Genomic DNA, 25260 nt, shown 5'->3' with positions numbered 1-25260 from the left:
AGTGCGTGACTGTCGCCACGAATGATCCGCCGCGGATCGCCGTCCAGGCCGCGATCTTCTCGGTGCGCGCCGGGACCGACCGCGACGAGCTGATGATCCCGCTCGTGAGGCGCACGCGCGAGCCGTTCCTCGACCAGTGGGCCCTTCCCGGCGGGTGGCTCGGCGACGCGGAGGGCCTCGAGACAGCCGCGGGCCGCACGCTCGCGGCGACGACCGGACTCGCTCCGAGCTGGCTCGAGCAGCTCTACACGTTCGACAACGCCTCAGCGCGCGTCGTCTCGGTCGTGTACTGGGCGCTGCTGCGCAGCGACCTCGTCGAGGCCCAGCGGGCCGCCGCCGGATCGCCCGAGAACGTCGAGTGGTTCCCCGTCGAGGCTCTGCCGGACCTCGCGTTCGATCACCGCTCGATCATCGAATACGCCGTCTGGCGGTTGCGGAACAAGGCGGGCTACAGCCGCATCGCCGCCGCGCTGCTCCCCGACGAGTTCACGCTCGCCGAGCTGCGCAGCGTGTACGAGACGGTGCTCGGCAAGCGCCTCGACCCGTCGAACTTCCGGCGGCTCCTCGAAGGATCTGAAGCGCTCGTGCCGACCGAGGACTTCCGCACGGGCCCGCACCGTCCGGCCCGCATCTTCCGCTACAACGCCGAGGTCGACTTCGCCGATCCCGGCCCGCTCTGACCCGGCTCCTGCTGCGTCGCGAGCGTCGCGTAGAAGCCGTCCAGGCGCATCAGCTCCGCGTGCGTGCCCTGCTCGACGATCCGTCCGGCGTCGAGCACGTAGATCTTGTCGGCGCCGACCACGGTCGACAGTCGGTGAGCGATCGTGATCGTCGTGCGCCCGCGCGCGGCCTGCTCGATCGCCTCCTGCACGACGCGCTCGCTCACGGTGTCGAGCGCGCTGGTCGCCTCGTCGAGCAGCAGCACCGGCGGATCCTTCAACAGCACGCGCGCGATCGCGATCCGCTGCTTCTCCCCGCCCGACAGGCGATACCCGCGCTCGCCGACGACGGTGTCGTACCCGCCCTCGAAGCTCATCACGCGCTCGTGGATGTTCGCCCCGCGGCACGCGCGCTCGATCTCGTCGTCGGTCGCGTCGGGCTTGGCGTAGCGCAGGTTCTCGCGGATCGTGGCGTGGAACAGGTACGTCTCCTGGCTGACGATGCCGACGTGATCGATGATCGATCCCATGCTCAGCTCGCGCACGTCGCGCCCGGCGAACAGCACCTCGCCCGCTGAGGCCTCGTACATGCGCGGCGTCAGATAGAGGATCGTCGTCTTGCCCGCGCCGCTCGGACCGACGAACGCGACGTTCGTGCCCGGCTCGGCAACGAACGACACGCGATCGAGCGTCGGCGTCGAATCGGGCGCCGCATCCGGGTACCGGAACGTGACGTCGCGGAACTCGATGCGCCCCACCTGATCCGATTCGCCATCGACGTCGACGTCGGCCGCATCGTCGAGGTCGGCGATCGCGGGCACGAGGTCGAGGTACTCGAAGATCCGCGCGAACAGCGCCTGCGACGTCTGCAGCTCCAGCGCGACCCGCATCAGGCTCACGAGCGGCATCGATACCCGTGCCTGCACCGTCGTGAACGCGACGATCGCGCCCGCGGTGATGGATCCGGCCGCGCCGTCGATGAGGAACCCGGCGGCGAGATAGATGACCGCGGGAACCGAGCTCATGAGCACGCTGACGATCGCGAAGAAGCCCTGCCCACTCATCGTCTGGCGCACCTGGAGCCGGATCTGGTTGGCGTTCTCGGCCGAGTACCGCGCCGACTCGGTGCGCTGGCGGTTGAATGACTTCGACAGCAGGATGCCCGACACGCTCAGCGTCTCCTGGGTGATCGAGGTCAGCTCCGACAGCGATTGCTGCGTCTCGCTCGCGATCCGCGCCCGCACCTGGCCGACGCGGCGCTGGACGATGACGAGCACGGGCGTCATCACGAGCGAGATGATCGTCAGGCGCCAGTCGATCAGGACCATCGCGACGATCGAGGCGATCACCGTGACGGCGTTTCCGAGGATGCTCGTCACGGTGCTCGTGAGCACGCCCGAGACGCCGCCGACGTCGTTCTGCAGCCTCGACTGGATCACGCCCGTCTTGGTGCGGGTGAAGAACGCCAGCTCCATGTTCTGCAGGTGGTCGAACATGCGCACGCGCAGGTCGCCCGCGACCCGGTTGCCGACGCTCGACGTCAGCCAGGTTTGCACGACCTGCGTGCCCGCCGCCAGCACGTACAACACGATCATGAGGCCGACGAGCAGGCCGAGCAGGCTGAGGTCGACCTCGCCCGAGGGTGGGAACAGGGCCTCGTCGAAGACCCGCTGGATCACGAGGGGCGGGATCACGCCGAGTCCGGCGCCGACGACCACGAGCAGCGCCGTCATCGCGACCCGACGCCGATACGGCCGGAACAGCGCGACGATCCGCTTCCCGAGGTCGGGAACGCGCGGCGCGGCGGCGTTCGCCTTCCGCTGCGCGGATTCGTCGATCGGGCGCATCCCGCGCCCGCCGCCCATCGGCCGTCCCATACTCATCCGGCTAGCCTATGGCGCGCGAACACTCGGAGAATTCTCACGAGAGCGGGAATACATCACACCGATCTCATCGTTAAACTGAATCGTCTGTCTACGGGGAGCTTCTGCACGCTCCTGGCCCGAGACAGCTCATACCCTTCTGCTGGAGCACACCTCGTGACGACAGACACCGGATCCATGCGGGCCCAGCCCGCCTCCCACGACGCGATCGACCCTGCAGGAATGCGGGTGATCTGGCTGCTGCTCGTCGCCGCTTTCGTCGCGATTCTCAACGAGACGACGATGGCGATCGCCATCCCCGAGCTGAACAAGACCCTCGGCATCCCCGAAGAACAGGGCCAGTGGTTCACGAGCGGATTCATGCTCACGATGGCCGTCGTGATCCCCACGACCGGCTTCCTGCTGCAGCGCTTCACTACGCGTCAGGTGTTCCTCGCCGCGATGATGTCGTTCGCGCTCGGAACTCTCATCTGCCTCGTCGCCCCCGGATTCACGATGCTGCTCATCGGCCGCATCGTGCAGGCCGCCGGCACGGGAATCATGATGCCGCTGCTCATGACGACGATGATGAACGTCGTTCCCGCACACTCCCGCGGCCGGATGATGGGCCGCGTCGGCCTCGTCATCTCGCTCGCCCCGGCGATCGGCCCGACGCTGTCGGGCATCATCCTCGATCATTTCGGCTGGCGCATGATCTTCGCGATCATCCTGCCGATCGCGATCGTCGCACTGCTGATCGGCGCGAAATGGATGACGAATCTCGGAGTGACGACGCACGCCCCGATCGATGTGCTGTCGATCATCCTGTCCGCGCTCGGTTTCGGCGGCCTCGTGTTCGCACTCAGCCAGCTCGGCGGCGGCGAGGGGGCCGAGGCCTCGACGGACCTCGGCGTCCTGCCGATCGCGCTGCTGGTGACGGGAATCGTCGCGCTCGCTGTATTCGTCTGGCGCCAGATCGCGCTGCAGAAGAAGGATGACGCGCTGCTCGACATGCGCGTGTTCCGCTCGAAGAACTTCGTCGTTGCGGTCGCGATCATGACCGTCGTCGCGTTCGCGATGTTCGGCACGCTGTCGATGCTGCCCCTCGTGCTGCAGAAGGTGTCGGGGCTCGAAGCGACGCAGTCCGGCCTCGTACTGCTTCCGGGCGCGCTCCTCATGGGAATCCTCGGTCCGCTCATGGGCCGCATCTACGACGCGTACGGCCCCAAGGTCCTGCTCGTTCCGGGCACGCTCCTCATCGCGGGCGCACTGTTCACGTTTGCGACGCTGACGCCGGAGACGCCGATCGCGCTCGTCACTGCCGTCCAGGTCGCGATGTCGCTCGGCCTCGCGGGCTCGTTCACACCGCTGTTCTCCTCGTCGCTCGGGTCGCTGAAGCGCCACCTCTACTCGCACGGCTCCGCCGCGCTCAATACCCTGCAGCAGGTCGCGGGCGCCGCCGGCACCGCCCTGTTGATCGGGATCTACTCGTCAGGTCTGCACGCGGGCGTCGCCGATGGCACGGATCCCGCATCGGCAGGAGCCGTGGGCGCACAGTCTGCTTTCCTCGTCGGCGCATGCATCGCGGTCGTCGCGGTCGTGCTGGCGTTCTTCATCAAGAAGCCCGCCGACGACCAGGAGTCGGTCCCGGTGCACTGATCGCTCGTTCGTACGTCAGAAGGGGTCGCTTCGGCGGCCCCCTCTGACGTACGAGAGCGAGAGCCGGTCATTTCGACGTGCGGCCATAACCGCCGTTCACTCGAGAACAGCTACCGCGCGAGCGTCATGCACGTTTCAAACACTCGCTCTCCGCCCGTCAGCGGATCGTCGAATGCGAGCGTCGTCGCCAGCAGCTGCAACGGATCCGAGAAGTCGTATGGATCCGGTTCGATATCCCGGGGATACACCGGGTCACCGACCAGTGGCATGCCGAGGCCGTTCATGTGCACCCGCAGCTGGTGGGTCTTTCCCGTGTGCGGCGTGAGCTCGAATTCGCCGGCTGTGCCGTGAGCCCTCACGAATCTGATCGACGTGTGCGCGTTCGGCTCCCCCACGACCTCGCGAACGGGCCGCTCTCCGTCGATCTTCTGCAGGCGGCTGCGGCGCTCGCGCTCTTCGCCCGACTCCAGCCCGAGCGGCAGAGGATCCCCCGCCCGCCATCCGACCGGCAGCCGCGCGAGCGCGCGATACGTCTTCCGGATCCGCTTCTCCTGGAACAGGACCTGGTACTTTCCGCGCGTGGCCGGCCGGCGCGAGAGCGCGAGCAGGCCGCCGGTGACGCGGTCGAGCCGGTGCATCGCGACGATGTCGTCCTCGCCGCGCTCGAGGCGCATGCGGGTCACGACGCACTCGCGCTGGAAGACGCCGTTCGGCGTCGAGGCGAGGAAGTGCGGCTTGTCGACGATCAGCAGGTCTTCGTCCTCGTGGACGATCGCGATCTCGAACGGCACGCGGGGCTCGGGCGGCACCGGCTTGTGGAAGGCGTAGAACCCGCCCGGGATCACGGCGTCGTCGAGGCCGACCCTGTGGCCGTCCTGGTCGGTCAGGGCGCCCTCAGAGATGAAGAACTCCGGCGTGATGCCTGCGAGCGTCCGCTCGCTCCGCACCGCGCGCGGGATGATGATCGTCTCGAGCCACTCGCGCACGGTGCGGGGAACGGGATCGTGTTGGGCGGCGTGCGTCTCCTTGCCGCCGGGCGCGCGCAATCGCGCCGCGGAGATCCCCTCACGCGGGGCGAGGATCCGCTGGCCGCGCGCGAGACGGGTCCACGAGCCGCGCCCCTCGGGCGGTGCGGCCGCGACGTCGTTCTCCATTCCAGAGAGTATGCCGCGCCGGCCTGAGACCCGGCGGGTAGATCGGTCCCCCCAGTGGGATTCGAACCCACACTGAACGGATTTTAAGTCCGCTGCCTCTGCCGGTTGGGCTATGGGGGGAGAAAAAGGGCGCTCCGTGATCGGAGCGCCCTTCTTTCGCGTCAGTCTGCCTTCGGCTTCGGCCGCGAGGCGTACTCCTCGAAGAAGGCGCGCGGCTCCTGCACCTTGCTGATCTGCACCTGGTCGCGGCCGAGGAAGAAGTTGTGCACCCATCCCCAGATCACGCGCCACTTGCGCTCCCACGTCGGCATCGCGAGGCCGTGGTATCCGCGGTGCGCGAGCCAGGCGAAGAAGCCCGTCAGCGCGAACTTCCCGGACTGGAACGCGCCGTGGTACAGGCCGAGGCCCGCGACCGCGCCGAGGTTCTTGTGGTAATAATCGACCGGATCCTCGCCGCGGATAACGGCGACCATGTTCTTCGCGAGCTGCTTGGCCTGGCGCACGGCGTGCTGCGCGTTGGGCACGCAGGTGCCATCGGGCAGGCCGCCCGTCTTGTCGGGCACGGCCGCGACGTCGCCGGCGGCCCATGCACCCTCGACGAGGTTGCCCTCGGCATCGACGACCCGGAGGTCGGCCTGCGTCGTGATGCGGCCGCGCTGCTCGCGCGGCAGGTCGCTGCCGTTCACGACCTTCGGGTTCGCCATGACACCGGCGGTCCAGATGATGAGCCCCGACGGGTACTCCTCGCCCGTGTTCGTCTTCACGACGCCGTCGGTCGCGTCCGCGACCTGGGTGTCGAGGTGCACGTGCGCGCCGCGCTGTGCGAGATCCTTCAGGACCTTCTCGCTCGTCGGAAGCGACACCTCGGGCATGATCCGACCCATCGCCTCGATGAGGTGGAACTGAGTCTCGTCGTACGAGATGTCCGGGAACTGGCCGAGCAGCGCGTTCGCGGCCGACCGCAGCTCGCCGAGCGTCTCGATGCCGGCGAAACCGCCGCCCACGACGATGACCGTCAGCAGGCGCTTGCGGAGCTCACTGCCGACCGGAAGGCTCGCGGCGCGCTCGAAGTTGCGCACGAGGGTGTCGCGCGCGGCGACGGCCTCCTCGATCGACTTGAGGCCGATCGCATTGTCGGCGATGCCCGCGATCGGGAAGGTGCGCGAGACGGATCCTGCCGTGACGACGATCTGGTCGTAGTCGTACTGCCAGTCCTCGCCGCCCTCGGGCGAGATCGTCGCCGTCTTGTTCGCGTGATCGATGTTCGTGACGCGGGCGTTGATGACGCGCGTGCGCTTCAGGTGGCGACGGAGCGAGACGACCGCGTGGCGGGGCTCGATGTTTCCCGAGGCGACCTCCGGGAGGAACGGGAGGTACGTCATGTACGGCAGCGGGTCGACGACAACGACCTCGGCCTCGCCGCGGCGCAGGTGCTTCTCGAGCTTCCACGCGGTATAGAAGCCCGCGTATCCGCCGCCGACGATAAGAATCTTAGGCACGGAAGAAAATCTCCTTGAAAATATCAGGAACCCGAATCGCGCTCGGCACGAAGCGAGCGCAGACGACGGGACACGACCAAGACGCCGAGCAGAACAAGACTACCAGCGGCTGTGAGGGCGAATAACGGCAGGGTGACCTCGCGGAGGCTCTCGGGCGAGGGCAGGTACGGGTTCGACGCCTCGACGGGCGCATCGCGCGGCGGCAGCGCGGGAAGCTCGACGGGCGCGGGAGTCGGCTGCGTGCCGGACTCGAGCTGCCCCGTGGATCCGGTGCTGCGGTTCAGACGGATCCATTCCTTGAGCGTGATGTCGCTCACGGGATTCGACGACACCGCTCCGATGCTCGACGACACCGCTCCCGCGGCGTCGATGATCCCGAACCCGTAGCTGGGGTCGCGCGCACCGTCCTGGTCCGGAGCGCGGTCGGCCGATCGCACGATCCGATTGATGAGATTGTTCACGTCGATGTCCGGATGCGCCGACTTCACGAGCGCGGCCACGCCCGAGATGATCGGTGCCGCGCCGCTCGTGCCGCTCCACTCGTCGATCTCCCCGCTCGGCCCGATGCCGAGCAGCTTCTCGCTCGGCCCGGACACGCCGATCGACACGCCCTGCGTGGAGGCGGCGTCGCTCGCGCGGCCAGACGGATCCACGCCGCCCACGACGAGCGCCTCGGGGATCGTCGCGGGCGCGCCGACCACCTCGGTGCCGCCTGCGCGGTTGCCCGCCGCGACGACGACCAGCACGTCGTGTTCGAGCGCGTACAGGAACGCCTCGTCCCAGATCGTGCCCCAGGCCGTCTGGTTCGTCGTGAACGACAGATTGATGATGTCGGCACTGTTGTCGACCGACCACTTCATCGCGTCGGCGACCTGCTGGTCGAAGGGCACCTCGCTGACGGATTGGAACCCGATCGACACTGACAGGATGTTCGCGGCCGGGGCGACCCCGATCATGCCCTCGTCCTCCCCCGTGCCGCGGGCAGCCGCAAGAGACGCCACCCACGTACCGTGGCTGCGGGTGTGCACGTCGCTGCCGAGCGGAGTGCGGCCATCGTCGGATCCCACACCCGACATGTCGGCGCCGCCGGTGACCGCGCCGTCGAGCTCGTCGATGTCGCTCGCGACGCCGCTGTCGATGACCGCGATGGTCGTGCCCTCGCCGCGCGTGGTCTCCCATGCCTCGGCGATTCCGTACTCCTCGAGCCAGTACTCGGCCGACCGCACGGGATCCGGCGTCGGGGTTGGCGTGGGCGTCGGGCTGGGCGTCGCGGATGAAGTGGGCTCGGGTGCCTCGTCGTCGTCCGTCGCCGCGAAGGATGCCTGCGGCAGCGCGATCAGCGCATACGCCACCGCGAGCGCGGCGAGGACCGCACCGGATCGGCGACGCGCGGATCGTGTCATCCCGCGGGGATCCCCTCGGCGTCGCCTCTCAGGGCGGCGCCCGGATCGTCGCACTCGCAGCGATCCGGCGACCATGCCGAGCGCTCGAGCGCGAGGTCGCCGATCGGGTTGACGCCCGGGCCGGCCGCAAGGGCGTGGCCGGCGAGGGCGTGGAGGCACTTCACGCGCGTCGGCATGCCGCCGGCGGAGATGTTCCGGATCTCCTCCGCATCGCCGTACTGCGCCCGGTCGGCCAGGAACGCCTCGTGCGCCCGCGCGTACTGCATGCGCACCTCTTCGTCGCTCGCGAGCAGCTCATTGAGCTCGACCATCATCTGCCCGGCCTCGAGGCGGGACATCTCGGCCGTCGCGGCGGGATGGGTGAGGTAGTAGAAGGTCGGGAACGGCGTTCCCTGCGGCAGACGCGGCGCGGTCGAGACGACCGTCGGGTTGCCGCACGTGCAGCGCGCGGAGATCCCGACGACGCCGCGCGCCTCGCGCCCCAGCTGCGCGCTCACGACGCGAATATCGGCCGCGCTGACGGGTTCGAACGGAGGTGTGCTCACGCGTTGAGGTTACCGGGGAAGCTCTGGGATTCTCATCGGAACAGCGCCGAGTCTTCGGAAGTTCCCTGCTGCGCCAGGCCGGCGTTCACGACCGACGAGAGCATCGTGCTCATCCAGTCGCTGTCGGCCTCCTCGACGTCAGCGCCGACGGGATCCGGTTCTGCCTCGTCGTCGCGCTCGACATCGTCCTCGATGAGGTAGACGATCTCACCGGGCTTGACGTAGTACAGCCGCTCGCGCGCCTCGCTCGTGATGAAGGCCGGATCGCGCCACCGGTCGCGCTCGCGCTCGAGGTCGGCGATCTCGTCCTCGGTGAGCGCGACGCCCGCCTGGGCCTGTGCGACCTGCTGGCGCATGTCGATGTATGAGCTCGCCGACGGCACGAGGATGAACGCCCCCATGATGACCAGGCCGAGCATGATCACGGCGAAGCCCGACAGGCGGATCCCGCTCAGCCACTCGCGTGCGTTCAGCTGCGCGCGGGAACGAGAGGAGGGAGCCGCGTTACGTGCCATGCGACTCCCCCTCTCGTGAATACGTGCGTGCGATCAGCCCTTGAAGCGCGGGTAGGCGCCGCGGCCCGCGAACGTCGCCGCGTCGCCGAGCTCCTCTTCGATGCGCAGAAGCTGATTGTACTTCGCGACCCGGTCGCTGCGAGCGGGCGCGCCGGACTTGATCTGACCGCAGTTCACGGCGACCGCGAGGTCGGCGATCGTCACGTCTTCGGTCTCGCCCGAGCGGTGCGACATCATCGCCGTGTAGTTCGCCGAGTGCGCCATCGAGACGGCGTCGAGCGTCTCCGTGAGCGTGCCGATCTGGTTTACCTTGACGAGCAGCGAGTTCGCGATGCCGCGGTCGATTCCCGTCTTCAGGCGCTCAGGGTTGGTGACGAAGAGGTCGTCGCCGACGAGCTGCACCTTGTTGCCGATGCGCTCGGTGAGGGCCTGCCAGCCGTCCCAGTCGTCCTCGGCGAGCGCGTCCTCGATCGTCACGAGCGGGAAGTTCGCGAGGAGCTCCTCGTAGTAGCCGGTGAGCTGCTCGGCCGACCACTGCTTGCCCTCGAAGGTGTACTTGCCGTCCGAGAAGAACTCGGTCGAGGCGACGTCGAGGCCCACCGCAATATCGGTGCCTGGCGTGAAGCCGGCCTTCTCGATGGCGGACATCAGGAAGTCGAGCGCCGCGCGGTTGCTCGGCAGGTCGGGAGCGAAGCCGCCCTCGTCGCCGAGGCCCGTCGCGAAGCCGCCCGCGAGCAGCTCCTTCTTGAGCACCTGGTAGGTCTCGGCGCCCCAGCGCAGCGACTCGGCGAACGAGTCGGCGCCGTGCGGCACGAGGAAGAACTCCTGCATGTCGATGCCGTTGTCGGCGTGCTCGCCGCCGTTGATGACGTTGAGGGCCGGCACCGGGAGCACGTGCGCGTTCGCGCCGCCGACGTAGCGGTACAGCGGCAGGTCGGCGCTGTCGGCCGCGGCCTTCGCGACGGCCAGGCTCACGCCGAGGATGGCGTTCGCGCCGACGCGCTTCTTGTTGTCGGTGCCGTCGACCTCGTTCAGCACCTGGTCGACCAGGCGCTGGTCGCTCGCGTCGAGGCCCTCGATCGCCGGGCCGAGCTCGTCGATGACCGACTCGACGGCCTTCGTGACGCCCTTGCCGCCGTAGCGCGAGGCGTCGCCGTCACGGAGCTCGTACGCTTCGAACGCGCCGGTCGAGGCGCCGGACGGCACGGCCGCCCGCTGCACGATGCCGTCTTCGAGGAGGACCTCCACCTCGACGGTGGGGTTGCCTCGCGAGTCGAGAATCTCGCGTGCGCCAACTGCTTCGATCTGTGCCACGGATGTACTCCTTGAGAAGGTGGGCATGGGCGGACCGGGAGGCCCTCCCTCAGTCTAGGGCGAACCCCGTCGTGCGTCATTCCGGCAGCGGGCGGTCGATCGTGCGAGAGGATGGGCGCTATGACCGATGCGCGCACACTCACCGATCGCCGCGTGCTGCTCGCGGGCGGCACATCCGACGCCGGGTGGGCGATCGCGCACGCCCTCCGCGGTCGCGGGGCGCGCGTCGTCGTGGCCGGGAGGAGCCCGGTGCGGTTGGCGCGCTTCGCCGACGCGGGGTTCGACGCGGTCGAGGTCGATCTCACGCACGCCGCGGCCGTGGACGACGCCGTCGGCGGCCTCGGACCCCTCGATGGGCTGATCCCGCTGGTCGGCGGGTGGCGCGGCGGCGGCGGGATCCCTGGTCAGAGCGACGAGGACTGGCAGGCGCTGTCGGATGCCCTGACGGCGGTGCGCCACGCGTGCCGCGCGGCGTGGCCGCTGCTCGAGGCATCGCCGGCCGCACGCGTCGCCGTCGTCTCGTCGGTGCAGGTGGCCCGTCCCCTCGCGGGCGGTGCGAACTACGCGGCCGTCAAGGCAGCGATCGAGGCGTGGATCCAGGCGATGGCGCACGGATTCTCGATATCGGCTCGCGACGCCGACCGTCCGCAGGCCGGCGGCTGCACCATCTTCCGGGTGAATCAGCTCGCGGATGTCGTCGACGACGTCGCCGCGGGCATGGCCGGCCTCTGGGACGAGGCCCCGGATCCGACGGCCCGCATCGTGACGCTGGCGTGAGCCCTCCGGACCGTGTCCCGATTGATGCGGGATCGACTGCCGCTTTCGCGCATCACGTGGGACACGGTGGGTCTCAGAGGCTGCGGCGCTCTGCGATGAGCCGGGCACCGCGGATCACGACGCCGATCGCGACCACGGCCGCTCCCGCCACGACCGACGGCCACGGCAGCAGTGCGGCCAGGCCCGCGCACCCGATCGCGCCCGCGACCTGCAGCCACTGCGGGTACCGGCGCACCGTCTTTCCCTGACGCAGCGCCGCGAGGTTCGCCACGAAGTAGTACAGCAGCACCCCGAACGAGCTGACGCCGATCGCGCCGCGCAGGTCGGCGACGAGAAGGATCGCGATCACGACGGCCGCGACCGCGATCTCCGCCCGGTGCGGCACGCGCATACGCGGATGGATCCGCGAGAAGAATCCCGGCAGGTCTCCCCCGCGCGCCATCGCGAGGCTCGTGCGCCCGATGCCGGCGATGAGCGCGAGCAGCGCGCCGAGCGCGGCGCAGGCCGCCCCGACGCGGACGACCGGCGCGCCCCAGTCCCACCCGGATGCCGCAACGACGTCGGCGAGCGGCGTCGCGGAGACGTGCGGCGCGGGTCCGAGCGCCTGCAGCACCGTGACCGCAAGCACGGCGTAGACCACGACCGCGCCGGCGAGCGCGAAGACGATGGCACGCGGGATCGTCCGCGCCGGATCCCTCACCTCCTCGCCCATCGTCGCGATGCGCGCGTACCCGGCGAACGCGAAGAAGATCAGTCCCGCCGACTGCAGGATCCCGTACCACCCGCCGTCGAACAGGCCCTCACCGATCGATGCGTGCTCGCCCGTGGATCCGACGAGTCCCGACACCGCGACGAAGACGAGCACTAGCAGCACGATCACGACGATGATCTTCGCAGCGCTCGCCGTGCGCGTGACGCCGAGGAGGTTCACGATCGTGAGCAGCACTACGGCGCCGATCGCGGCCGGCCGCTCGAACCCGGGGGCCGCGTACGATGCGAAGGTCAGCGCCATGGCCGCGCAGCTCGCGATCTTGCCGACGACGAAGCACCACCCGGCGAGGTACCCCCACCACGCCCCCAGCTCTGCGTTGCCGTAGGCGTACACTCCTCCCGCGACCGGGTGGACTGCGGCGAGCTGCGCCGTCGATGTCGCGTTGCAGAACGCCACGACCGCCGCGAGCACGAGCCCGATCAGCACCCCGCTCCCCGCCGCTTCGATCGCCGGCTGCCACACGGCGAACGCGCCCGCGCCGATCATGGATCCCAGGCCGATCGCGACCGCGTCCGAGAGTCCCAACCGGCGTACGAATCCTGACGTCATGGTTGGGGAGCGTATCGGGGCGGCGTCGTGCGGTGCGGCGCGGCGCGCAGCCGTTCACCGGAGGTTCTCCGAGTGTCCGGCTTGCGCCGGGCTCGACGACCCCTGGGGGCTTCAGTATCTCGCCATGCCGCGGCGAAGCAGAGCGACCGCGGTCGCGGCGTCGTCCACGGTGATCGTCAGGTCGCTCCCGCCGACGCGCGCGACGCGGATCCCCTCCCCCGCCCGCAGTACGAAGCCCTGACCGTTCGCCCCGAAGCGCCACCCCCAACCGCCGAACTCCGCCATCGGACTGACTTCAACGATCCGCACCGCGGTGATCGAGCCGGCGGCGATGCGCACCCGCGGCCACCCGAGCGGTGCGCGCACCGTGAGCCCCGCGTCGTCGATGCGCACATCGAAGCGCAGCATCGACAGCGACAGCACCGAGACGACGAGCATCAGCGCGAGCGTTCCCCAGAGCGCGAACGGAATGCTCCCCGTGCGCCTCACCGCGTCGAAGCACAGCGCGAGCACGGCGAGCGTCGTGCCCCCGACGAGCGCGCCGAGGGTGACCGCCCCCGCGCGCGACATCCGCACCGAACGGGTCCACACTCCCGGCTGCGCGCCCGTCAACGGCAGCGGATCCTGCTCTGCGGCGTCCGCCGCCGGCGGCTCTTCGATCATGAGCAGATAGATCGTGCCGAGCACGGCCCCGACGATGAGCGAGAGGATCATGATCCCGAGGGAATCCGGCGCGTCCGACGCATCGTCGACCCCGACCTGCACGATCACGAGACCGAGCATCGCCGAGCCGAGGAACCCCGTTTCCGCACCGATCACGACCCCGAGGAAGCGGTACTGCGTGCGCTGCGCCGGGCTCTTCACCTCAGCCAGCGCGATGCCCGCGATCAGTGCCGTGATTCCGCCGCCGATGCCGATCGTCATGAGCGGATAGGTCCAGGACGGACCGAACCCGTCCCCCGTGCCGGAGAGGCCCCAGTGCGTCGCGACGACGTCGGGGAGAAGCGGCATCAGCGAAAGCTGCACCGCCGCGATGCCGACGAACGCCGCCATCGGGATCCAGAGGCACCGGATCGCGAATGCGCGACGGGCTCGCTTCCTGGTCTCGAGCAGCGCGTCTGTCATGGACGGGTCCTCTCTGTCGGGCCGGTGCTCACGTGCGCGGTTCGCTCGGCCGCGAGCTGCGCGCGCAGCACGACGAGGCCGGCAGCGGCATCGTCGGTCGCAACGACGAAGCGCGATCCGTCCGCGCGGCGGATCCGGATGCCTTCGCCGGCTCGGATCGCGACGCCCGCCTGCGGTCCGACCGAGCGCGCGTTCCAGCCGGTCTTCCCGATCTCGACCGCCGGATCCACCTCGATGAGGTCAGCATCCGCGATATCGGTCAGCGGGATGCTGACCCGAGGAATTCCGATCGGCGAGCGCACGAGGACCCCTCGCGCGTCGATCCGCACCTGCACGACGAGCGCGGCGGGCGCGGCGGCTGCGTGCACGATGAGCAGCGTCGCTGCGACGATCCATGCGGGCTGCTCCAGCATCGCGAGAGCGTGAGCCGCGATCGCGAGGGCTGCGACGAGGCCGGCGGTGATCGCCCCCTGCAGCCCGTATCGCCCGGCGGCCGTCGTGGCGCTCCACTGCCGCAGGTCGTCTCCCTCGGGATCCGAGCGGTCACGGCGCGACGACGGCAGGAGCGTGCTCGCGAGGCTCGCGAAGGACGCTCCGGTCGCGATCGCGACGAGCATCGCCGTTCCGGCTGGTGCCTCCGGCTTCCCGATCTGCCCGATGAACGTCGCGCCGAGCACGAGCACGCAGGATCCGACGACGAACCAGGTCGTCGCCGCAACGAAGCGCGGCCTCGGCCTGTCGTTCACCGACCGGAGATCGAACAGCCCGACCGCTGCGAACAGCGCCGTGGAACCGTAGCCGATCGCGGCCGTGACGCCGATCGTGCCCCACGCCGGCCCCCAGCCGTCGGGTTCGCCGGCCACCGACCAGTGGATCACGACGCGCGCGGGCAGGAAGGGCAGGGCGACGATCTCGGCGACGACCACCGCCGTGACGGCCGCCATCGGCAGCCAGACGATGATCAGGCGGATCAGCCGGGCCTGCGACTTCACGCGGCGCTCAGCGGAGGGGCTTGAAATCGAGGTCGTGCTGACCCGCTGCGACGGTCGCGAACGACGTGTAGCCGTCTGCCTGCGCGCGCTCGAGCACGCCCTTGAGGTTCCTCGGCCGGCGCTCGAGCCTCACGCGCGCGCCGTCGGAGACGAGGCGCGCCTTGTGGGCGAGCAGCTCCGCGACCGGCACGTCCTTGTCGTGCACGAGCACGACAGCGCGGGCTCCCTCGGCCTCAGCGATCGCGACGAGGTCGACGATGCGCTCGAAGCCGATCGAGAATCCGACGGCCGGCACGTCCTGTCCGAGGAAGCGGCCGATCATGCCGTCGTATCGTCCGCCGCCGCCGAGCGAGTACGTCACGTCGGGGTGCGCGATCTCGAAGATCGTGCCGGTGTAGTAGCCCATGCCGCGCACGAGGAACGGGTCGAACACGAGCGGGGCGTCGCCGCGCGCAGCCGAGACCGCCTCGCCCACGCCGACGAGGTGATCCACGATCTCGCCCGGGATCCCCTCGGGGAGGAGGGCGCGGATCTGCTCGGGACCGAAGGATCCGGCGGGCGCCTCGAGCCCCGCCAAGAACGCCTCCAGGGCGCCGACCGCTGCGTCTGCGGCGCCGCGCTCGCGCAGCTCGGCCGCGACACCGGTGGGCCCGATCTTGTCGAGCTTGTCGATCGTGATGAGCACGCCCGGGCGCTCGGCCTCGGGGAACCCGAAGACATCGAGCATCGCATCGAGCGCGCGGCGATCGTTGATGCGCACGTGCGCGCCGGCGAGACCGAGCGCGTCGAGCACGTCGAGCGTGGCCGTGATCAGTTCGACCTCCGCACGGCTCGACGCATCGTTCATGATGTCGATGTCGCACTGCATGAACTGGCGGTACCGCCCCTTCTGCGGGCGCTCCGCCCGCCACACGGGCGCGATCTGCAGGGCGCGGAAGACCGTGGGCAGCTCGGCGCGGTGCGAGGCGTAGAAGCGCGACAGCGGCACAGTGAGGTCGTAGCGCAGCCCGAGGTCGGCGAGATCCGCGGGGTCGGTCGTCGTCGCGAGCGCGTCGGCCGAGATGCCGCGCTTCATGATGTTGAACGCCAGCTTCTCGTTGTCGCCGCCCATGCCCGCATGCAGCCGGCCGTACTCCTCCATGACCGGAGTCTCAATCTCGTCGAAGCCGTGCGCGCGGTATCGCTCGCGGATGACGGAGAGCACGCGCTCGCGGCGGGCCTTGTCTGCGGGGAGGAAATCGCGCATTCCGCGCGGCGGGTTCACAGTTGCCATAGGGGATCCATTATCCCCTACCGGACCGCGCGGCCCGTGAGCCCTGCTCGGCCTCGCGCACCTCGCCCGCGAACGCGCGCACGCGCCCGCGCAACGCCCGCTCCGCGTCCCAGCCTCGAGCGCGGGCCAGCGCGACGAGCCCGAGGATCGTGTCGCCGAGCTCCTCCTCGGTCTCGGGCAGGAGCGCCTCTTGGTCCGCCTGCTCGAGGGCTTCGACGGCCTGGATCGCCTCCACCAGCTCGAGGCCCACTCCGACCTTCTCGCCCTTGCCGAGCACCTTCTGCGCGAGGGCGAGCGCCGGCATCGCGGCCGGCACGCCGTCGAGCACCGAGGTGCGCGAGCGCTTCTCGTCGCGCTTCGCCGCGTTCCACAGGTCGAGCACGCGCTCGGGAGTGGCCGCGTCCTCCCCCGCGAAGACGTGCGGATGCCGGCGGATCATCTTGTCGGCCAGCCCTGCGGCGACATCATCGATCGCGAAGTCCTCCGCCACCGCCGAGTGGAACAGCACCTGCCAGAGCAGGTCGCCGAGCTCCTCGCGCAGGTCGTCCGCGGATCCGGATTCGACCGCGTCGATCACCTCCGCGGCTTCCTCGGTGAGGTACGGGACGAGCTTCTCGTGCGTCATCTCGCGGGACCACACGCAGCGCCGATGCACCTGCTCCATGACATCGGCAACCCGCCGCAGCTCGTCTCCTGGCTCCATCACCCCTCCACTATTCCTCATTTCTGGCACTTTTCATGCGTCAAATCGAGGGAGAAACGTGCCAGAAATGAAGAAAAGTGGGTGTCAGGCGGTCGCCGCGAGGCGGCGGTGGTGCCGGGCGCGCAGCGGCACGACGATCGCCGAGAGGATCAGCGAGGCGAGGGAGCCGATCAGCACGCCGAGCACCGCCTCGTCCGCGATCGTCGCGTCCGAGTACGCCAGCCTCGACAGCAGCAGCGACACCGTGAAGCCGATGCCGCCGAGCGCGGCCGCGGGGAGGATGTCGCCGATCGGCAGCCGCTCGCCGCGTCCGACGAACTGCGCCAGCCAGCCGAACAGGGTGATGCCGATGAGCTTGCCGACCGGCAGAGCGACGACGATCGCCCACAGCGCCGGCGAGAGCTCATCGATCGAGACCTGAGGGATCATGACGAGCGCCGAGAAGAACGCGAAGATCGGCAGGATCAGCGCGTTGATCCACGGCTCGAGCGCGTGCCTCGCGCTCATGCCGACGTCCTGACGGATCACGAGGCCGAGCGCGACGCCCGCGATGGTCGCGTGGACACCGGAGTGGAACACGAACACCCACGCGGCGATCGCGAGCACGATCAGCAGCGGCAGGCGGATCGCTGTCGGAATGTCCAAGCGACTGACGATCGCGAACACAGCCACACACGCGATGCCCGCGAGCATCATGCCGAAGTCGAGGTCGGTGGCGAACAGCACCGCGATGAAGACGATGCCGACGATGTCGTCGATGATCGCGAGAGCGAGCAGGAAGACGCGCACGCCCTTGGGCAGGCCCTTGCCGAACATCGCCAGCACACCGAGGGCGAAGGCGATGTCGGTCGCGGTCGGAATCGGCCAACCCGCCGAAGCGTCCCCCCGTCCCGCGATCATCAGGAAGACGATGATCGGCACGATGACGCCGCCGACAGCCGCGATCGCCGGGCGGATCGCCTTGGCGACGCTGTTCAGCTGCCCGCGGGTCAGTTCGAACTGCAGCTCGACCGCGACGCCGAAGAAGAACACCGCGAGCAGCAGGTCGGCGACCCAGTGCGAGATCGACAGTTCGAGGCCCGGAACGCCGAACTCGGTGTGGCTCCACGAGATCACCTCGCCGCCGAACGGCAGGTTCGCGATGATCAGCCCGAGCGCGGCGGCTCCGAGCAGGAGGAACGCGGGAAATCTTTCAGAACGAAGAAGCTTCATCGTTGCCTTTCGAGTCGACACATCTCGCGGATCAGGCGATCCGCGACGCCGACCAGACTTCCCGGCACACCAGATTCCATTCTACTCAGCGAGCGGGAACAGCGCGTCCAGCAACTGACGCACCCACGCGATGAGACCGGATCCTGTGACGAGCTCGCCGCCCGCGGTCGGCAGCGGCACGACCAGCGCATCGCCGCCCGAGAGCAGCTTCGATCCGGGGTGAAGCCGCTTCAGGCGCACCTGCATCGAATCGGGCAGATGCGCGGGCGCAATTCGCAGGTTCTTGCCCATCGCGACGACGTCGGACAGCTGTGACAGCGCGGCGCGTCGACGCAGGCGCGCGACCTCGACGAGTCCCGAAACCTCCGCGGGCGGTTCGCCGTATCGGTCGGTCAGCTCCTCGATGACGAGATCGATCGCGTCCTGCGCGGCGGCGGCTGTCGCGGCGGCGGACAGCTTCTGGTACGCCTCGAGCCGCAGACGTTCGCTGTCGATGTAGTCGTCGGGGATCCGCGCCTCGATGGGCAGCTCGAGGCGCAGCTCGACCGGACCATCGGCCGTCTCGCCGCGGAACTCGCTCACCGCCTCACCGATCATGCGCAGGTACAGGTCGAAGCCGACGCCCTCGATGTGCCCGGCCTGCTCGGCCCCGAGCAGGTTGCCGGCGCCGCGGATCTCGAGATCCTTCATCGCGACCTGGATGCCGCTGCCGAGGTCGTTGTGCACGGCGATCGTCTCGAGGCGGTCCGCCGCCGTCTCCGACAGCGGCTTGCCCTCGTCGTACACGAAGTACGCGTACGCGCGCTCGCGGCCTCGCCCCACGCGCCCGCGCAGCTGGTGCAGCTGGGCGAGCCCGTATTTGTCGGCGCGGTCGATGACGATGGTGTTCGCGTTCTGGATGTCGATTCCGGTCTCGATGATCGTCGTGCACACGAGCACGTCGAACTTGCGCTCCCAGAAGTCGTCGACGACCTGCTCGAGCTGGTTCTCGCTCATCTTGCCGTGCGCGACCGCGATGCGCGCTTCGGGCACGAGCTCGGCGAGGTGCTTCGCCACGCGCTGGATGCTCGTCACGCGGTTGTGCACGTAGAACACCTGCCCTTCGCGCAGCATCTCGCGCCGGATCGCCGCGGCGACCTGCTTGTCGTTGGACGGCCCCACGTACGACAGGATCGGGTGCCGCTCCTCGGGCGGCGTGGCGAGCGTCGACATCTCGCGGATCCCCGTGACGGCCATCTCGAGCGTGCGCGGGATCGGCGTGGCGCTCATCGCGAGGATATCGACGTTCGTCTTGAGCTTCTTCAGCGCCTCCTTGTGCTCGACGCCGAACCGCTGCTCCTCGTCGACGATCAGCAGGCCGAGGTCCTTGAACGCGATGCTCTGGGTGAGGATCCGGTGGGTTCCGATCACCATGTCGACCGTTCCGTCGGCGAGGCCCGCAACGGTCTCCTTCGCCTGTTTGTCGGTCTGGAAGCGGCTGAGCGCCTTGACGGTGACGGGGAAGCCCGCGAACCGATCCGCGAACGTCTCGAGGTGCTGCTTGACCAGCAGCGTCGTCGGCACGAGCATCGCGACCTGCTTGCCGTCCTGGATCGCCTTGAACGCCGCGCGCACGGCGACCTCGGTCTTGCCGAAGCCGACGTCTCCCGACAGCAGGCGATCCATCGGGATCTCCCGCTCCATGTCGCGCTTGATCTCGTCGATGGTCTGCAGCTGGTCGGGCGTCTCCGCGAATGGAAACGCCTCCTCGAGCTCGCGCTGCCAGGGCGTATCCGGCCCGAACGCGTGGCCCTTCGACGCCATGCGCGCTGAGTAGAGCTTCACGAGCTCGATGGCGATGTCGCGCACGGCGCGGCGCGCCTTCTTCTTCGCCTGCGACCAGTCGGATCCGCCCATCTTCGACAGCTGGGGGCTCTCGCCGCCGACGTACTTCGACAGCAGATCGAGCTGGTCGGTGGGGACGAGCAGCTTGTCCCCCGGGTATCCGCGCTTCGACGGCGCGTACTCGATCACGACGTAGTCGCGCAGCGACTTGGTCGCGTTTCGTCCTCCCGAGGACACCTCGCGCTGCTGCATCTCGACGAAGCGTCCGATGCCGTGCGTCGCGTGCACGACGGGGTCTCCGGCCTTCAGCTGCAGCGGATCCACGACGTTGCGGCGGCGCGACGCGAGCTTCTTCGGCCCCTGCTGTCCGCCGCCGACGCCGCGGCCGTAGAACTCGGACTCGGTGAGCACCGCGAGCTTCGCGCCGGGCACGGCGAACCCGCGCTCGATCTCGGCCTTCACGAGGGTGACGACGCCGGGCTCCGGCGCGGCGTCGAGGTCCTCGACGATGCGCGCGGCGACGCCCAGCTCGCTGAGCACGTCGCGCGCACGATCGACGAGGCCGGATCCCGCCGCCGCGAGCACGACCGACCACCCGTCGTGCACGAGGCCCGCCACGTATGCGGTCGCGCCCTCGACGTTGCCCTGGAATGAGGGGATCGCATCTCCCGCGACCCGCTCGGCGGAATCGGCCGATACGGCGTCGCCGAGCTCGGCCTCGATCTCGGCCATGCCGCTGTCGAACGGGCTGAGGCTCCACCACACGCCGCCCGCGTCGCGCACCGCCGACCTCAGGTCCTCGAGCGTGAAGAAGCCGCCCGTCGACAGGTCGACCGGGGCGGATCCTCCCGCCGTCGCGGTGCTCCACGCCGCCTCGAGGAACTCGGCGTTCGTCTCGCGCAGGCTCACGGCGCGCGACACCGCGCGCTCCGGATCCACGAGCCCGACGCTCGCGCCGCGGGGCAGGTAGTCGGCGATCGAGATGAGCGGCCCCGCGACGAGGCTCGACAGCGACTCCATGCCCTCGGCGGGGATGCCCTCGGCCATCTTCTCGAGGATCTGGGCGATGCCCGGATACGCACCCTCGAGCTCGCGGGCGCGCTGGCGCACATCGGCGGTGAGCAGCAGCTCGCGGCTCGGAATCAGGTCGACGCGCTGGATCTCGCCCGGCACGCTGCGCTGATCGGCGACCGAGAACTCCCGGATCTGATCGACCTCGTCGCCGAAGAACTCCACGCGCAGCGGGTGGGCCGCGGTCGGCGGGAAGACGTCGAGGATCCCGCCGCGCACGGCGAAGTCGCCGCGCCGGGAGACCATGTCGACGCGGTGATAGGCGAGCTCGACGAGCCGCTCCGTGACCTCCTCGAGCCACAGGTCCCGCCCGCCGACGACGAGCGAGATCGGATCCGCCTCGCCGAGGCCGCGCACGATCGGCTGGATCGCCGCGCGGATCGAGGCCGTCACGACGAGCGGCCGCTCGCCGGTCCACGCGGTCAGCGCGCGCAGCGTCTCCAGCCGCCGGCCGACGGTCTCCGGGCTCGGGCTCAGCCGCTCGTGCGGCAGCGTCTCCCAGGCGGGCAGGCCCCGCACCTCCGCATCGGGCACGAGGGCGCCGATCGACGACGCGATGGCCTCGGCGCGCCGGCTCGTCGGGGCGATGACGAACAGCACGGCGGGCTGCCCCGATGCCTTCCTCCGCTCCAGGAGGGCGGCCAGGCCCGGGGCATCGAGCCCATCGACGAGGGACACGTCGGAATCGACCGAGGTGACGGCGAACGCCTCGCGGAACGATTCGGAGGCGTCGAGGGCGCGCAGGATCCCGGTAAGACTCACCCGATGATTCTACGGATAATGTGGTGCGGTGAGCGTTCCCACCAGACCCCGACCCCGCCGCGCCCTCGGCATCGTCGCGTTCATCGCATCCGTATCGGCGCTGCTGCTCGGGGCCATCGGGATCTGGGCCGCGGGTTTCGCGCTCGGCCGCCTCGTGCGCATCAGCGATTACCCGGATCTCGTCCAGGAGACGTCGACCCAGCTCTGGGACACGCTCGGGCGCGCCGTCATCGCCGTCGTGATCCTCGTCGCGGCCTGGCTCGTGCATGCGCTGATCGCGGTGTGGAGCCTCGTTCAGGGAATCGTCGCGACCGCCGTGAACAGGGGGCGGGCGTGGGGCATCGCCGCGATCGTGACCGCCAGCATCGGCTGGATGATCCTCCTGGCGTTCATGCCGGAGGCTCTTCTCGCGGGGCTGCTCGGCAATCTGCCGTTCTTCGGCTGATCGGGCGTCAGCACGGCGCGTGCACCTTCTGCTGCGCGGCGGTGAGGCCGTCCGACACGATCAGCTCGGCGGCGTCAGCGGCATCGCCGACGAGGATCGGGAGCGTCTTGCGCTCAGTCGGCGAGAAGTCGCTGAGCACCCAGTCCGCGGGATCCTGCCGGCCGGGCGGACGCCCGATCCCGACGCGGACGCGCGCGAAGTCGGGCGTGTCGAGCGCCTTCGCGATGTCGCGGATCCCGTTGTGGCCGCCGTGACCGCCGCCGACCTTCAGCTTCAGGGAGTCGAAGGGGATGTCGAGCTCATCGTGGATCGCGATGACGCGGTCGGGCGCGATCGAGTAGAACTTCGCGAGCGCGGAGGCCGGACCGCCCGACGTGTTCATGAATCCGTTCGACTTCACGAGGACGAGCTTCGACCCGCCCGGGCCCAGCCTCGTCTCGGCCACGCGCGCGCCGGCCTTGTGCTGCTTCCAGCGCTCGTCACGGCGCCGCGCGATCTCGTCGACGACGAGCTGCCCGACGTTGTGGCGCGTGCGCTCGTATCGCGGGCCCGGATTGCCGAGTCCCATGATGAGCCAGGTGTCGATCATGCGCAGGATCCCTTAGAACGAGACGAGGGGTGCGGCTCGCGCCGCACCCCTCGAACGATACCGAATGCTTACTCGGCGGCCTCCGCAGAAGATGCTGCCTCGGCGCCGTCCTCGTCGTCCTCGTCGGACGTCGCGTTCGCTGTGACCGAGAGCAGGTGCAGCTCCGGGTCGTCCGCGAGCTCGGCGCCCCCCGACAGAACGACGTCCTTCGCGTACAGCTGCGCGCCGTCCTCGAGACCCTCCACGGACACGGTGACGTGCTCGGGGATGTGGAGCGCGTCGACGAGCACGCGGACCGTCGTCGTGCTGTGCGTGACGTAGGTGCCGGAGAACGACTCGCCCTCAGTGAGGAGGGGAACCTCGACCTCCATCTTCTCGCCGGTCTTGATCGTGACGAGGTCGATGTGCTCGATGATGCTGCGTACGGGGTCGCGCTGGACGTCCTTCACGAAGACGACCTGCTGCGCGCCGTTATCGATCTCGAGGCGGATGATCGCGTTCGCGTAGCGGACGATCAGGCCCGTCTCGTGCGCCGGCAGCGCGACGTGCTGGACGTCGGATCCGTGGCCGTACACGACGGCGGGGATCTTGCCCGCGGCGCGCAGGCGGCGGGCGAAGCCCTTGCCGAACTCGGTGCGGGACTCTGCTGAGAGCTTGTTCTCGTCGCTCATGTTCACTCCTGTGATGTGCGCGGCGGGGTGACGGCCGCGGATGTGGGTAAGTTCTCTCGACTCGAACGCACTGCGTGAGGAGACCGTTGCCAGCCCGCATCACCGCGTCGATAACGGCGGCCGCATGCGGCCCCCCTCGCCGAGGTCGATTCTCATGATACCCGATCCCTCGGATAGGATCGACACCGCGCGTGCGTACTCGCCGCCGCTTCCCCGCTACGACTCTGGAGCCGCACCTCATGGACGCCTCGCACATCCTCGAACTCATCATCGGAGCTCTCGCGGTCGTGTCCGCCATCACCGGCATCGGCGCGATGTACGCCCTCGGCCGGGGCTCGTCGTACGACAAGTAGGGACGTTCGCCGCGCGGCCGTCAGAGTAGGCTGGAATCCCATCGTGAATTCCTCTCTTAAGGAGACGTGCGTGAACGCAGCTGTCGCCAACATCGGGGTCGTGGGCCTCGCCGTCATGGGCTCGAACCTCGCCCGCAACCTCGCCAGTCGCGAGGGCAACAAGGTCGCGGTCTACAACCGCAGCCGCGAGAAGACCGACGCCCTGGTCGTCGAGCATCCGGAGGCGGGCTTCGCTCCGGCGTTCTCGTACGAGGACTTCGCCGCGAGCCTGTCCAAGCCCCGAACCGCGATCATCATGGTCAAGGCCGGCCGCGGCACGGACGCCGTGATCGACGAGCTCGTCAAGGTCTTCGAACCGGGCGACATCATCGTCGACGGCGGCAACGCCTACTTCCCCGACACGATCCGCCGAGAGAAGGCCGTCCGCGAGACGGGCATCAACTTCGTCGGCGCCGGGATCTCCGGCGGCGAGGAGGGCGCGCTGCTCGGCCCGTCGATCATGCCGGGCGGATCCGACGAGTCGTGGGTGACGCTCGGTCCGATCCTCAAGTCGATCGCCGCCGTCGCCGAGGGCGAGCCGTGCGTGACCCACATCGGGCACGACGGCGCCGGGCATTTCGTGAAGATGGTGCACAACGGCATCGAGTACGCCGATATGCAGCTGATCGCCGAGGCCTACGACCTCATCCGTCGCGGCACGGGCAAGACCCCGGCCGAGATCGCTGATGTGTTCGCCGAATGGAACAAGGGCGAGCTCGAGTCGTACCTGATCGAGATCACCGCCGAGGTGTTGCGCCAGGTCGACGCCGAGACCGGCAAGCCGCTCGTCGACGTCATCCTCGACCAGGCCGGCGCCAAGGGCACCGGCGCCTGGACCGTGCAGACCGCGCTCTCGCTCGGCGTTCCCGTATCCGGCATCGCCGAGGCGACCTTCGCCCGGTCGCTGTCGTCGCATCCCGAGCAGCGCGCCGTCGCGGCGTCCCTTCCCGGCCCCGACGAGGCCTTCGAGGTCGCCGACGTCGACGCTTTCATCGAGGACGTGCGCCTCGCGCTGTTCGCCTCGAAGATCATCGCCTACTCGCAGGGATTCGACGAGATCCGCGCCGGCGCCGCCGAGTACGACTGGACGATCGACCTGAGTGCCGTGTCGAAGATCTGGCGCGCCGGGTGCATCATCCGCGCTCAGTTCCTCAACCGCATCGCCGACGCCTACGTCGACGCGCCCGACCTGCCGGTCCTCGCGACCGCGCCGTACTTCGCCGCAGCGCTCACCGACGGCCAGGCCGCCTGGCGCCGCGTCGTCGTCGCCGCGACGCAGGCGGGGATCCCCTCGCCGGCCTTCAGCTCGTCGCTCGCGTACTACGACGGCCTGCGCGCCGACCGCCTGCCGGCGGCCCTGGTGCAGGGTCAGCGCGACTTCTTCGGCGCGCACACGTACAAGCGCATCGACAAGGAAGGCACCTTCCACACGCTGTGGTCGGGCGACCGCACCGAGATCGAGGCCGAGGACACGCACTGACGTTCGGCTGAAC

At 69.4% G+C, this 25260-nt stretch carries 22 protein-coding genes and 1 tRNA gene; 6 read left to right on the top strand and 17 right to left on the bottom strand.

The features are described 5' to 3' along the window. The first annotated feature begins 5 nt into the window (after window positions 1–5). Window positions 6–680, top strand: a complete 675-nt coding sequence (locus G510_RS0105340) for an NUDIX hydrolase (RefSeq protein ID WP_051216397.1) — start codon at window positions 6–8, stop codon at window positions 678–680. Here G510_RS0105340 and G510_RS15445 read toward each other — a convergent pair. Then, complete coding sequence (locus tag G510_RS15445) at window positions 638–2536, bottom strand: ABC transporter ATP-binding protein (protein ID WP_051216395.1); 1899 nt, start codon at window positions 2534–2536, stop codon at window positions 638–640. The genes G510_RS0105340 and G510_RS15445 overlap by 43 nt on opposite strands. A 183-nt stretch (window positions 2537–2719) precedes the next feature. On the opposite strand from G510_RS15445, the gene G510_RS0105330 reads away from it, so the two are divergent. Continuing rightward, window positions 2720–4180: an MDR family MFS transporter gene (locus G510_RS0105330; protein ID WP_051216446.1), complete on the top strand. Its 1461-nt coding sequence runs from the start codon at window positions 2720–2722 to the stop codon at window positions 4178–4180. Window positions 4181–4290: 110 nt separating this feature from the next. Here G510_RS0105330 and G510_RS0105325 read toward each other — a convergent pair whose 3' ends face one another. The 7 genes from G510_RS0105325 to eno all read right to left on the bottom strand — a co-directional run bounded on the left by G510_RS0105325 (window position 4291) and on the right by eno (window position 10610). After that, entirely contained in the window at window positions 4291–5334 is a 1044-nt protein-coding gene (locus tag G510_RS0105325) for a pseudouridine synthase (RefSeq protein ID WP_084644211.1), read from the bottom strand. 46 nt (window positions 5335–5380) lie between these two features. Then, window positions 5381–5454, bottom strand: a tRNA-Leu gene (locus G510_RS0105320). 41 nt (window positions 5455–5495) lie between these two features. Beyond that, window positions 5496–6833, bottom strand: coding sequence for an NAD(P)/FAD-dependent oxidoreductase (locus tag G510_RS15440; protein ID WP_051216393.1), 1338 nt, complete (start codon window positions 6831–6833; stop codon window positions 5496–5498). A gap of 23 nt (window positions 6834–6856) precedes the next feature. After that, window positions 6857–8236 (bottom strand): S8 family peptidase, encoded by a 1380-nt coding sequence (locus G510_RS15435; protein WP_036322056.1) that lies wholly within the window; start codon window positions 8234–8236, stop codon window positions 6857–6859. Next, the gene (locus G510_RS0105305) at window positions 8233–8781 is read right to left on the bottom strand and encodes a DUF501 domain-containing protein (protein ID WP_029152790.1); all 549 of its coding nucleotides are present in this window, start codon (window positions 8779–8781) and stop codon (window positions 8233–8235) included. The genes G510_RS15435 and G510_RS0105305 overlap by 4 nt, the downstream gene beginning before the upstream one ends. A gap of 32 nt (window positions 8782–8813) precedes the next feature. Further along, entirely contained in the window at window positions 8814–9296 is a 483-nt protein-coding gene (locus G510_RS15430) for an FtsB family cell division protein (RefSeq protein WP_245563236.1), read from the bottom strand. Between the two features lie 33 nt (window positions 9297–9329). Further along, the gene (eno, locus tag G510_RS0105295; protein WP_029152789.1) at window positions 9330–10610 is read right to left on the bottom strand and encodes a phosphopyruvate hydratase; all 1281 of its coding nucleotides are present in this window, start codon (window positions 10608–10610) and stop codon (window positions 9330–9332) included. Window positions 10611–10730: 120 nt separating this feature from the next. Between eno and G510_RS0105290 the strand changes: the two genes are divergently transcribed. Beyond that, window positions 10731–11387, top strand: coding sequence for an SDR family NAD(P)-dependent oxidoreductase (locus tag G510_RS0105290; RefSeq protein WP_029152788.1), 657 nt, complete (start codon window positions 10731–10733; stop codon window positions 11385–11387). 73 nt (window positions 11388–11460) lie between these two features. Here G510_RS0105290 and G510_RS0105285 read toward each other — a convergent pair whose 3' ends face one another. The 7 genes from G510_RS0105285 to mfd all read right to left on the bottom strand — a co-directional run bounded on the left by G510_RS0105285 (window position 11461) and on the right by mfd (window position 21670). Continuing rightward, window positions 11461–12708 carry an APC family permease gene (locus G510_RS0105285; RefSeq protein WP_029152787.1) on the bottom strand — a complete coding sequence of 416 codons (1248 nt, stop codon included), beginning with the start codon at window positions 12706–12708 and terminating at the stop codon, window positions 11461–11463. A gap of 111 nt (window positions 12709–12819) precedes the next feature. Next, window positions 12820–13833, bottom strand: a complete 1014-nt coding sequence (locus G510_RS0105280) for a DUF1648 domain-containing protein (RefSeq protein WP_051216391.1) — start codon at window positions 13831–13833, stop codon at window positions 12820–12822. Further along, on the bottom strand, window positions 13830–14825 hold the full coding sequence (locus G510_RS0105275; RefSeq protein WP_029152785.1) for a DUF1648 domain-containing protein: 996 nt from the start codon (window positions 14823–14825) through the stop codon (window positions 13830–13832). Before G510_RS0105275 ends, G510_RS0105280 begins: the two co-directional genes overlap by 4 nt. A 7-nt stretch (window positions 14826–14832) precedes the next feature. After that, complete coding sequence (gene hisS / locus G510_RS0105270) at window positions 14833–16098, bottom strand: histidine--tRNA ligase (protein ID WP_084644210.1); 1266 nt, start codon at window positions 16096–16098, stop codon at window positions 14833–14835. A 10-nt stretch (window positions 16099–16108) separates the two neighbouring features. Further along, window positions 16109–16801, bottom strand: coding sequence for a nucleoside triphosphate pyrophosphohydrolase (locus tag G510_RS15425; RefSeq protein WP_211219158.1), 693 nt, complete (start codon window positions 16799–16801; stop codon window positions 16109–16111). Between the two features lie 84 nt (window positions 16802–16885). Continuing rightward, window positions 16886–18013, bottom strand: a complete 1128-nt coding sequence (locus G510_RS0105260) for a Na+/H+ antiporter NhaA (RefSeq protein ID WP_029152783.1) — start codon at window positions 18011–18013, stop codon at window positions 16886–16888. Between the two features lie 81 nt (window positions 18014–18094). Next, window positions 18095–21670, bottom strand: coding sequence for a transcription-repair coupling factor (mfd, locus tag G510_RS0105255; RefSeq protein ID WP_029152782.1), 3576 nt, complete (start codon window positions 21668–21670; stop codon window positions 18095–18097). A 28-nt stretch (window positions 21671–21698) separates the two neighbouring features. Here mfd and G510_RS0105250 point away from each other — a divergent pair, with 28 nt between their 5' ends. Next, a complete protein-coding gene (locus G510_RS0105250; RefSeq protein WP_029152781.1) occupies window positions 21699–22115 on the top strand; it encodes a hypothetical protein in 417 nt (138 codons plus the stop codon). Between the two features lie 7 nt (window positions 22116–22122). Here G510_RS0105250 and pth read toward each other — a convergent pair whose 3' ends face one another. Both pth and G510_RS0105240 read right to left on the bottom strand, forming a co-directional pair. Next, window positions 22123–22704: an aminoacyl-tRNA hydrolase gene (pth, locus tag G510_RS0105245; protein WP_029152780.1), complete on the bottom strand. Its 582-nt coding sequence runs from the start codon at window positions 22702–22704 to the stop codon at window positions 22123–22125. A 68-nt stretch (window positions 22705–22772) separates the two neighbouring features. Next, window positions 22773–23375: a 50S ribosomal protein L25/general stress protein Ctc gene (locus tag G510_RS0105240; RefSeq protein ID WP_029152779.1), complete on the bottom strand. Its 603-nt coding sequence runs from the start codon at window positions 23373–23375 to the stop codon at window positions 22773–22775. 191 nt (window positions 23376–23566) lie between these two features. Here G510_RS0105240 and G510_RS18205 point away from each other — a divergent pair, with 191 nt between their 5' ends. Both G510_RS18205 and gndA read left to right on the top strand, forming a co-directional pair. Then, complete coding sequence (locus G510_RS18205; protein ID WP_157560425.1) at window positions 23567–23728, top strand: hypothetical protein; 162 nt, start codon at window positions 23567–23569, stop codon at window positions 23726–23728. 70 nt (window positions 23729–23798) lie between these two features. Next, window positions 23799–25247: an NADP-dependent phosphogluconate dehydrogenase gene (gndA, locus tag G510_RS0105230; RefSeq protein ID WP_029152778.1), complete on the top strand. Its 1449-nt coding sequence runs from the start codon at window positions 23799–23801 to the stop codon at window positions 25245–25247. The last annotated feature ends 13 nt before the right edge of the window (window positions 25248–25260 follow it).

The sequence above is a fragment of the Microbacterium gubbeenense DSM 15944 genome, from assembly GCF_000422745.1.
GTDB classification, from domain to species: Bacteria; Actinomycetota; Actinomycetes; order Actinomycetales; family Microbacteriaceae; genus Microbacterium; species Microbacterium gubbeenense.
The sequence above is the reverse complement of the archived record's forward strand: the minus strand, read 5'-3'. Positions and strand labels throughout refer to the sequence as shown.